The organism is Halomonas sp. AOP22-C1-8, from assembly GCF_052378905.1.
Classification (GTDB): domain Bacteria; phylum Pseudomonadota; class Gammaproteobacteria; order Pseudomonadales; family Halomonadaceae; genus Vreelandella; species Vreelandella citrativorans.
On sequence record NZ_JBQSYD010000024.1, the window covers coordinates 54084 to 63977 of the forward strand.

A 9894-nucleotide genomic window follows, 5' to 3' on the forward strand; every position below is an offset into this window, starting at 1 on the left:
CCGTTGCGGCGGCGCCCTACAGCATTTCCTGGCGGCATTGCCTGCCCCCTATCTGGGTCAGGCTAAGCCAAGCGAAAAGTGCGTTAGAATGAAGCCGCTTGCGCTGCGCTTACCATACGTTCAGCGGCTTCTTCAGCGGTCATGTCAGCGCTATTGAAGTAGTTAGTTACTACGTCAAAAATAGCCCCTTGTACATCCGCACGAACGGCCATACCGTGCGCCATACTGGGCACTAAACCGCCCTCTTCAGCGGTGCGCTGAAAATCGGCCAGCGACTGCTGGGCACAGCTATCGAACTCGCTCATCTCCAGATCAGGACGCGCTGGGATTGAGCCTTTCGCCAGGTTGAAGGCTTCCTGGAAAGTAGGTTCAAGTACCAAACGTGCCAATGCCTGTTGTGCCTCACGCTCGCCGTCATCCGTCACCCGGAACATGGCTAGACTATCAATGTTGAAGGTAAATGCGTCTTCAGTGCCGGGTGCCGCTGCACACAGATACTCTTCACCGGCTGTCAGTCCCGCCGCGGTAAACTCACCTTTGGCCCAGTCGCCCATCAACTGCATACCTGCCACGCCTTCAATCACCATCGCAGTGGCAATGTTCCAGTCACGCCCAGGCATACCTTCGTCCATTAGCTCACGCAGACGCTTAAAGTCTTCCAGCGACTCGATCATTTGATCGCCGCCCAGCGCTTCCGGATCTAAATCCACCAACGCCGCTTGGTAAAACTCACTGCCTTGACCACCTAATAACACGCTTTCAAATACCGTAGCGTCTTGCCAGGCTTGGCCACCGTGCGCCAGCGGCACAAAGCCCGCTTCGCGAATGGCCTCTCCCGCGACAAACAGCTCGTCCAGGGTCGTTGGCATTTCAACCCCAGCAGCGTCCAGTACTTCAGGGTTGGCCCAAAGCCAGTTCACCCGGTGGACGTTAGCAGGTACCGCCACATACTGACCGTCATAGCGCATGATATTGGCGACAACCTCAGGCAGCAGTTCATTCCAGCCTTCGGCGTCTGCGACATCATCAAGATTACCTAACAGACCCAGCTCGCCCCACTCCTGGATTTCAGGCCCCTTGATTTGAGCCGCTGAAGGAGGATTCCCAGACATGGCACGCGACTTGAGCACGGTCATCGCCGTTTCACCACCGCCCCCGGCGACAGCAAAATCCTGCCAGCCATAACCTTCCGCTTCCATCAGCTCTTTAAGCACGTTGGCAGCGCGGGCTTCACCGCCGGAGGTCCACCAGTGAAGTACTTCGACGTCATCGGCGTGAGCTGTCGCGGCAAGTGTAGCCCCGGCTAAGGCGAGTGCGAGGGTGGTTTTCTTAAACATCGGCATTGCGTCGCTCCTGATATTGTTATTGTCCTCTCGGACGGTCGGCCTTTAGAAGGTTACTCCAGGAAAAGCAGCAACGTGAGTTACCGAGTGCTGCATAGTGTTGGAGGTTTATTACAAACCCGTAATAGTTTCCTGACGCGGTAGCGTAAGGGTCACGATTAGGCCTTGTTCGGCATGGTTGGCAAGCTGAATATTGCCACCGTGTGCCCGGACGATATGCTTGGCAATGCCTAACCCCAAGCCGCTACCACCGGTATGGCGGCTGCGAGAGGGTTCCAGCCTTACAAAGGGCGAAAACACGCGTTCTAGCTGCTTTTCAGGAATGCCCGGGCCGTAATCGCGTATCTGTAAGGTGACGCTTTCCTCCTCATCAAACAGATAGATATCCGCCTGCTTACCGTAAAAAATCGCGTTCTCAAGCAAATTGGCCAGGCAACGCTTTAGCGCTAGAGGCTTGGCAACAATCGGCTCGATGTTGACGGCACTCTGGCGCTCAATCTTGACCTCCCCCCCTTGCAAGCTAAGCGCCTCGGCCAGTTCTTCAAGCAGTTGCTCCAGGGAGACAGGCACTGGTTCTTCATGCAGGTCCAGCCCTTTTACCGATGCCAGCGCGCCTTTTACCAAACTATCCAATTCGTCCAGAGAGGCACAAAAACGCTCGCGCTGGAGCGTGTCATCCAGCATCTCGGCACGCAGGCGCATACGGGTGATCGGTGTTTTTAGGTCATGAGAAATAGCGGAGAACAGCCGCTCGCGCTCCTCAATCTGCTCGCGTATGCGTCGCTGCATTCGATTAAACGCAATGGCAGTGGCCGCCACCTCTTTGGGGCCGCTCTCCTTTAAGGGGGGAATATCAAGGTCATCTCCCAACTGCCTAGCCGCGCGTGAAAGCCGTGCCAGCGGCCGGGTCACGCTGGTAATGCCCAGTAACGAAAGCGCCAACACGCTCAGCAGTACCAAAAGCCCTACCAGCAAACGCTCTTCAGAAAGCCAGCGATAGCCGCTAAAAATATCGGGCACGCCCAAGAGCGTGGCAACGTAAAGCCAGGTGCCGGGTGAAAGCTCTAACTGTACGACTAAAATGGGCGGCGATAGCGGCTCCATCATCAGGCTGTGCTGCCCCCAACGGGGCGGCAGGTCATAAAGAAGCACCTCGTTATTGAGTACGCGCAGATTTTCCGGACGCGAAAATTCGACGACGACATCGTCAATATTAAGCTCGCGAGTGAGCACCGAACGTACGTTGTTAACGACAACTTCTTTTTCCAGCCCCGAGCCAATATCGTTGACCATGAGTCGGCGCTCGTTAACGCTCACAAAAAACCGCGTTCCGCCCATATTGCGTAACTGATCCAGCACAATATGGCGGTATTCAACGGGTAGCGAGCGGAAGAACCGCATGGTGGAGGCGATGCTAAAGGCCATGTTGGTGGACAGCTCATCAAGCTGAGCCAAATGGCTGGATCGTACTTGAGAACTCCAAAGCGCATAGCTGGCGCCTTGAGCCACCAGCACCCCAGCGATCATGATAATGACAAAACGCCCACGCAGAGAAGCAGGCAGCCAGCGGGCCAGCCTACGTCTAATGCCTCTCCATCCTGTCGCTTTCACGTTAATGCATCTACCTGGGCGGTTAACACATAGCCCGCCCCTCGCACCGTGCGGATCAGTTGCGAATGCTGAGCATCTTCGCCCAACCGTTGGCGAAGCCGACAAACGTGAACATCAATGGAGCGATCAAACGGCGGCGCGTCTCTCCCCCGGGTCAGCGCATAGAGATCATCCCGCGAGAGCACCGTGGCAGGGTGTTCCAGAAACACTTGGAGTAGTTGAAAATCGGCCCCTGAGAGCGAGGTACGCTCACCCTTCTCGTCAATCAGCTCTCGTGTCATGCGATCCAGCTGCCACTGACCAAACCCCACCCAACGCGCTTGCCCTGTGGGAATAGGCGCCGCATCACTGCGCGTACGCCGCAATACCGCTTTAATGCGCGCTAACAGCTCGCGGGGGTTAAATGGCTTGCTCAGGTAGTCATCAGCACCTAACTCCAGGCCGAGAATTCGATCAGTCTCATCAGCACTGGCCGTAAGCATAATAATCGGCACATCGCTATGTTTTCTCACATCACGGCAGATGGTAAACCCGTCATCGCCGGGCAACATTAAATCGACAATCAGCAAGTCGGGAGAACACTCCAAGCGCAGAGCATGCAGCGCCTCGGCGCCATCGGCGGTGAAAACGCGATAACCGTGGCGACCCAGATAATCAGCAAGCAGCTCACGAATTTCCGGATCGTCATCGACCACAATCAAGGTAGCAGCGGGTGTCGTCATTGCAGCGGCTTTGGCCCTACGTTGTTGTCGTTCTGGGGCCATGATGATGGTCGAGGGGACCGGGTATCTCAAGCCCCCTTCGACTAATGATGGGACTGACGCTAACGAATCTTCTTTTTAATGTCGCTTTCAGAGTGCAAATCGCTCGCGTAACAGCACAGCGACGGCCGCCTCGCCGTGGTGGCCTATCTGCCGCGCGGCGTTTAGCCTGCCGGCCATTTCTGGGTGTGAGTTAATCATGAAGTGCGGCTCTCCCACCAAGCTTAGCATCTCAACGTCGTTGAGGTTGTCGCCAAAAGCAAGGCAGTCTTCAGGTGCAACCGAGAGGCGCTTGAGCAGCGCCGACAAAGCTACTCCCTTATTGACGCCTCCCGCCATAATCTCTAACGAATCGCTGGTTGAATAGGTCACGTGAAGCGAGCCATCATTAATTTCGCGGATGGCGGTTTCGACCTTTAACAGCGCATCGGGGCGCCCGCCGTAAAGCACCTTACCGATCCCCTCGGTAGGCATCTTCTCCGGCGGCACCACCTGGTAGACAAATCCCGTGGCTGCATGCATTTCCAAATGGCTGGGCGACTCAGCATCTATGTACCAGGCATCGTCCAGGTAAAGGCTTAACCGTACACCGTCCGGGCGCGGCAATTTAATCAACGCGGCAGCCTGAGGGGACCCGACATGGTAGGCCGCCAGCAATTGATCGTTAGGGTCGTGTGTATAGGCACCGTTACTGCTGATTAAATGGATGGGAACATTGAGCTGATCTCTAAAAACACGCATATCGGCATAGTGGCGTCCTGATGCAAGCACCAAGAGATGCCCCTGGTTGACCAACGTTCTCAAGACCTCAATGGTATCTTCGTGCAAGCGATGGTCGCGCCCCAACAGGGTGCCATCAAGATCAGAAACAATCAGCCGTGGTGTCATAACGTGCGCTCTCCATTAATGAAACATCAGCTTAACCGATCCTCCTTGAGCTATGTAACACCTTGATACTATCTAACTAACATCAACTTCCACGGCGGATAATTGGCGCAGCCCCTGGGAATCCGTATAGTGGCAAGCTACTCTCGCCAACTGATTGATCTCATGCTTCAGAATAATTCTATGCTTGCTCAGCTCAAGCAACAAATTCGTGATACCACCCCGCGCGCTGAAGGGGTGATTAAAGCCACCGAGAAAGGCTTTGGCTTTCTCGAGACCGATAACGGTGAATCCTACTTCGTGCCGCCTCCCGCGATGAAGCAGGTGATTCACGGTGACCGCGTAGAAGCGGTGATTCACGAAAACGGTGACAAGAAATCGGTTGAGCCTGAAAAGCTGGTTGAAGCCGGTCTTGACCGCTTTGTGGCGCGTGTTCAAAAGCGCGAAGATCGTTTGGCCGTCGTCCCTGATCACCCTTCTATTCGTAATGTGATCAAGTCACGTATCAAAAACAGCCTGGATGAAGCCAGCATTGCCGATGGTGACTGGGTGGTTGCCCGCCTGGTTCGCCATCCGCTTAAAGAGAATGACCGCGGCTTTTTTGCCCAGATTGATGAGCTGGTCGCCAAGTCGGACGACCCTGCGGTGCCATGGCGCGTCACACTTGCCCGTCACGCGCTGGAACAGGACTGCCCCGATGCGGGCACCGAATGGCCATTACACGAAGAAGGCCTGACCCGCGAAGACCTTACCGAGCAGCCCTTCTTCACTATCGACGGTGAAAAAACCCGCGATATGGATGATGCGCTACACGTCAGCAAACGCGCGGAAGGCGGCTGGCAGCTAAGCGTCGCGATTGCGGACCCCACTGCCTATGTAGAAGAGGGGCATGCCGCTGACCTGGAAGCACGTACCCGCGCCTTCACCGTATACCTGCCGGGCCAAAACGTGACCATGCTGCCTGAACAGTTGGCCGATGACCTGTGTTCGCTACGCGAAGGCCAAGAGCGCCCGACACTCGCTTGCACGTTGGTTATCAATGCCGACGGCAGCTTGGGTGACTACCGCTTCTTCGCGGCGAACGTTAAATCGCACGCCAGGCTCGTGTATGACCGCGTTTCTGACTGGATTGACGGTCAAGGCGATTGGGCACCCGAAGATAACATCGCCGAGCAGCTTGCTGCGCTGCAGGAACTCACCGAAGCACGTACCGCCTGGCGCAACGAGCACGCACTGGTCTTTAAAGATCGCCCCGATTACGTTTTTGAGCTGGACGCGGCAGGCAATGTGCTGGCGATCAATACCGAAGACCGGCGTATCGCCAACCGCATGATTGAAGAGTCGATGATTGCGGCCAACGCCTGCTGCGCGGACTTCCTGGCAAGCCACATCGGCCACGGTATCTTTAACGTGCATCGTGCCTTTGAGCCCGAAAAAGCCGAGGCGGCGCAAGAGTTCCTGGCAAGCCAGGAGATTACCGTTGAGCGTGAAGCGTTAACGGAACTGGATCACTACAAAGAGCTTAAGCGCGCGCTTGAGAGCCGCGATGACGCTTGGCTGGATGCCCGTCTGCGTCGTTTCCAGGGCTTTACGAGCATGTCTGCTCAGCCCGGCCCGCACTTTGGCCTTGGCTTGGCTGCTTACGCGACCTGGACATCGCCGATTCGTAAGTATGGCGATATGGTCAATCACCGTTTGATCAAACGCGTACTGAAAAGCGAACAGGCCCCGGCAGAAGCAAGCCAGGCGTTAACCGAGCAGCTCACCGAGCGCCGCCGCCTAAACCGGATGGCCGAGCGTGATGTGAAAGACTGGCTCTACGTGCGCTTCTTAACGCCTGCGGCGCAGAACCAGGACACGTTTGAAGCTGACATTATGGCGATTAACCGTGGCGGAATGCGCGTACGCCTGATTGAGAATGGCGCTACCGCGTTTGTTCCAGCTCCCTTGATGCATAGCGACCGCGACAAAGTGGCTATCGATGATAAAGAGGGACGCATTCAGATCGAGGGTGAAGAGCGCTATAAACTGGGCGATAGCCTGCGTGTTGCGCTGGTAGAAGCGCGTGAAGAGACCCGTTCGCTGGTGGCACGCCCCGCCTAAAGTGTCTGCCCGCCCATATGGGCGGGCTTATGACCTCGGCAATGTGACAGGCAATAGTCTGTTGCCGCTTGCTTCAGCGGTCATCAAAATGACACATTATACAGGGGGCGCCTGCAGCCCCCTGCGTTTGCAATCATAAGTCGCCCGCTCAACTATCAGTGGTTCGAGGAGGTATCGGCGTAGTGCATATTGCCGACATGACCATGTTTTATGCGCCCTCCAGTGGCGGCGTACGTACCTATCTTGATGCCAAGCGTCATCGCTTGAACGCCCTGGCCGATGCTCGCCATACCCTGCTGGTGCCTGGCGAGCGCCATGTGTATATAGCCCAAGATCATCGTGTTGATGTGCCCGCAACCCCACTGCCTTTCAGCAATGGCTATCGCTTCCCATTGACAAGGCGTCCTTGGCGGCGAGCGCTTAATGAGGTGCGTCCGGACCTGATCGAAGCCGGCGACCCGTATACCGTCGGCTGGGCGGCCATCGCAAGCGCCCGTGAGCTTGATATCCCGCTGATAGCTTTTTACCACTCCGACCTACCCACCATGATCAGCAATCGGCTGGGGGGCTGGTCACGTTCGCTGATCAATGGCTACATCTCGCGGCTTTATGATCATTATGATCGCGTCCTCGCTCCGAGCCGTGTGATGGCAGAGCGACTCGAAGGGCTAGGTATTAAGGAGGTTCGCGTTCAGCCGCTGGGCGTAGATCTCACAACCTTTCGTCCTGAACTTCGCGATGAGCAGGTCAGGGTCGAACTGGGGCTTGATGATGACACACGCCTGCTGGTTTTTGCCGGGCGTGGCTCGCAGGAAAAAAACCTGTCGATCCTGCTGGAGACCATGCGCCGCCTGAAGAGCGGCACATCCACACAGCGCTATCATTTACTGATGATCGGCTCCTCAATGCCGACTCAGGTTCCCGACAACGTAACGGTCATCAATCATTTTTTCCCGACCGCCGAGATTGCACGTTATTTCGCCAGTAGCGATGCGTTGTTGCATGCGGGCACCCAGGAAACCTTCGGGCTGATTGTGCTGGAAGCCATGGCTTGTGGCATTCCGGTAGTGGCAGCCCGCGCCGGTGCGCTGACCGAAAACGTTCCCGAAGAGTGCGGAATGCTGTGTCGACCACTGGACAGTGAAGATATGGCTCGCAGCATTCAGGCGCTTTTCGAAAACGATGCAAAAGCCATGGGCCGTCGCGCGCGCGCGCATGTAGAACGCCATCATGACTGGGATATCGTCGTGCAGGGGGTTATGCAGCACTATCGCGAACTTCTCGGCATTAGTCATACGGCAACGGTGAGCGCACAGCATGGCTAACAGGGAATTTGCACTGGTACTCCATGACATTGCCCCCATCACCTGGCCGGACTATCGCGCCTTTGTCGAGGAGGTCGATAGCATGGGAAAAATCCCCATGACTTGGCTTGTCGTGCCTGACTTTCATCATCGCAGTAACACCTTTAAAGACACCGACATGCTGCAGCTTCTGCATCAGCGCAGGGAGCGCGGAGACGAACTGGCGTTACATGGTTTCTATCACTGCGATGATGCGCCCGCCCCCCGCACGCCGCGCGATTACTTCATGCGACGGCTTTATACCTATGAAGGTGAGTTTTACCCGCTCAGCTACGCTGATGCGCTTGAACGTTTACAGCGTGGCGTCGAACTTTTTCGTGCTCAAGACTGGCCACTGGAGGGATTCGTTGCGCCTGCCTGGCTTTTAGGCGAAGGCGCACGGCAGGCACTGAAAACCCAAGGGTTTACCTATACCAGCGACCCCGGCCAGCTGTACTTTCTGCCAGACTACACACCGATTAAGGCGCCCTCGCTAGTGTGGAGCGCACGCAGCCGCTGGCGGCGCGGTATGTCCTGGGTCGTTAATGAGCGGGCCAGGCGTCGTCATCGCCAAGCGCCACTGATTCGCCTGGGGTTACACCCCGTGGATATGCGCCATGCTATTTCAAGGCGCTACTGGCTGACGACGATTCGGCGCCTGTTAGAAGAAGGCTATCGGCCCACCACCAAGATCAGTTGGTTACAGCGCCATTGCAGTCAGCACGATACTGGCACCTTGTCATCACGTATGGGTACCCGCCTTGAAAACGCTCGCCCAGCGCCAAACCCACCCCTGAATAATTAAACGCATGCAAAGAACACTCTGGCTGCTGACCGCAGGTCTCATCGCTGTTATGGCCATCCCTCTATTATTGGGCGGCACTGACCTTATCCATCTACTTGCCGGTTTTCCACCAAGTCTGTTTGCGCTGATGCTGTGCATGATATTGGTCTGCTGGCTGCTTAACGGTGCCAAGCTGCGTGTTCTACTGGCGGGACGCGCCGGCAACATGGGCCTGATGCGTGCAACCGGTACGGTAATGGCCACTGAATTCGCCATTTGCGCCACGCCAGGGGGAAGCGGTGGGCCATTGACACTGATCGCCCTTCTCACGCGACGTGGCGTACGACCCGCGCAGACCACTGCCATTTTTGCTGTAGACCAGATCATTGACCTGCTGTTTTTTCTCTGTTCGATGATCGCGATGATGATTTATGTCATCACGCGCTCCATTGATGCCCGCCTAGGATGGATGTTGGTGGTGCCCATGGCACTCTTGTGCCTGGCGCTGCTCGGCGTCGTTCTCATAGGCCGCTATCATCGTCGCGTACTAATTGTGACCGGCCGCCTACTGTCTCGAATGCGTGTCAGTGCACGGCTTCAGCATGCCATGGTGCGCCGTATCCTGCTCTTCAAGCAGGCCTTTACCGAAACCCTTCAGTTGCCGCGCTCAGCGCTGGCGTTGGCCTTCGGATTCGGGATCGTGCACTGGATCGTGCGCTACAGCATTCTCTACGTCACGCTGTACGGTCTTGGGCAACATCTGGACTGGGCATGGACCTTCCTGGTGCAGATGCTCTCCATGGCGGCAGGCCAGCTGACCCTGCTGCCCGGCGGTGCTGGGGGTGCAGAGCTCTCCTCGTCGGCTCTGCTGGCCCCTATCGTGGGTCAAAGCAGTGCGGCAGCCGCCATCTTGATCTGGCGTGCCGTCACCTACTATTTTTATCTGATCGCCGGGGCACCGGTATTTATGCTGATGGCAGGACGCCCGCTGCTCAGAAAAATTCTTGAAGGGCGCAAGCGTGAGGTCGAGGGTTAAAATGACGGCGGTGCAGTCAACTTGAAGA

General features: G+C 56.4%; 8 protein-coding genes. 4 read left to right on the plus strand and 4 right to left on the minus strand.

Translation table 11 applies throughout. The features are described 5' to 3' along the window. Positions 1 to 83 precede the first annotated feature (83 nt). The 4 genes from ACT3TY_RS13360 to ACT3TY_RS13375 all read right to left on the minus strand — a co-directional run bounded on the left by ACT3TY_RS13360 (position 84) and on the right by ACT3TY_RS13375 (position 4603). Positions 84 to 1343 carry an ABC transporter substrate-binding protein gene (locus ACT3TY_RS13360; protein ID WP_441679561.1) on the minus strand — a complete coding sequence of 420 codons (1260 nt, stop codon included), beginning with the start codon at positions 1341 to 1343 and terminating at the stop codon, positions 84 to 86. A 111-nt stretch (positions 1344 to 1454) separates the two neighbouring features. Further along, positions 1455 to 2870 carry an ATP-binding protein gene (locus ACT3TY_RS13365; RefSeq protein ID WP_444628550.1) on the minus strand — a complete coding sequence of 472 codons (1416 nt, stop codon included), beginning with the start codon at positions 2868 to 2870 and terminating at the stop codon, positions 1455 to 1457. Between the two features lie 80 nt (positions 2871 to 2950). Next, a complete protein-coding gene (locus ACT3TY_RS13370; protein WP_193056748.1) occupies positions 2951 to 3676 on the minus strand; it encodes a response regulator in 726 nt (241 codons plus the stop codon). A 129-nt stretch (positions 3677 to 3805) separates the two neighbouring features. Next, entirely contained in the window at positions 3806 to 4603 is a 798-nt protein-coding gene (locus ACT3TY_RS13375; protein ID WP_444628546.1) for an HAD family hydrolase, read from the minus strand. Between the two features lie 162 nt (positions 4604 to 4765). On the opposite strand from ACT3TY_RS13375, the gene ACT3TY_RS13380 reads away from it, so the two are divergent. The 4 genes from ACT3TY_RS13380 to ACT3TY_RS13395 all read left to right on the plus strand — a co-directional run bounded on the left by ACT3TY_RS13380 (position 4766) and on the right by ACT3TY_RS13395 (position 9866). Continuing rightward, on the plus strand, positions 4766 to 6703 hold the full coding sequence (locus tag ACT3TY_RS13380) for an exoribonuclease II (protein WP_444628552.1): 1938 nt from the start codon (positions 4766 to 4768) through the stop codon (positions 6701 to 6703). A gap of 182 nt (positions 6704 to 6885) precedes the next feature. Continuing rightward, a complete protein-coding gene (locus ACT3TY_RS13385) occupies positions 6886 to 8028 on the plus strand; it encodes a glycosyltransferase family 4 protein (protein ID WP_441679617.1) in 1143 nt (380 codons plus the stop codon). Next, entirely contained in the window at positions 8021 to 8851 is an 831-nt protein-coding gene (locus ACT3TY_RS13390) for a DUF2334 domain-containing protein (RefSeq protein WP_441679619.1), read from the plus strand. Before ACT3TY_RS13385 ends, ACT3TY_RS13390 begins: the two co-directional genes overlap by 8 nt. Positions 8852 to 8855: 4 nt before the next feature. Then, entirely contained in the window at positions 8856 to 9866 is a 1011-nt protein-coding gene (locus tag ACT3TY_RS13395) for a lysylphosphatidylglycerol synthase transmembrane domain-containing protein (RefSeq protein WP_444628549.1), read from the plus strand. The last annotated feature ends 28 nt before the right edge of the window (positions 9867 to 9894 follow it).

Coding starts and splice junctions, on each gene's coding strand:
- ACT3TY_RS13360 (WP_441679561.1), bottom strand. CDS start 1,343: ATGCCGATGTTTAAGAAAACCACCCTCGCACTCGCCTTAGCCGGGGCT.
- ACT3TY_RS13365 (WP_444628550.1), bottom strand. CDS start 2,870: ATGATCGCTGGGGTGCTGGTGGCTCAAGGCGCCAGCTATGCGCTTTGG.
- ACT3TY_RS13370 (WP_193056748.1), bottom strand. CDS start 3,676: ATGACGACACCCGCTGCTACCTTGATTGTGGTCGATGACGATCCGGAA.
- ACT3TY_RS13375 (WP_444628546.1), bottom strand. CDS start 4,603: ATGACACCACGGCTGATTGTTTCTGATCTTGATGGCACCCTGTTGGGG.
- ACT3TY_RS13380 (WP_444628552.1), top strand. CDS start 4,766: ATGCTTCAGAATAATTCTATGCTTGCTCAGCTCAAGCAACAAATTCGT.
- ACT3TY_RS13390 (WP_441679619.1), top strand. CDS start 8,021: ATGGCTAACAGGGAATTTGCACTGGTACTCCATGACATTGCCCCCATC.
- ACT3TY_RS13395 (WP_444628549.1), top strand. CDS start 8,856: ATGCAAAGAACACTCTGGCTGCTGACCGCAGGTCTCATCGCTGTTATG.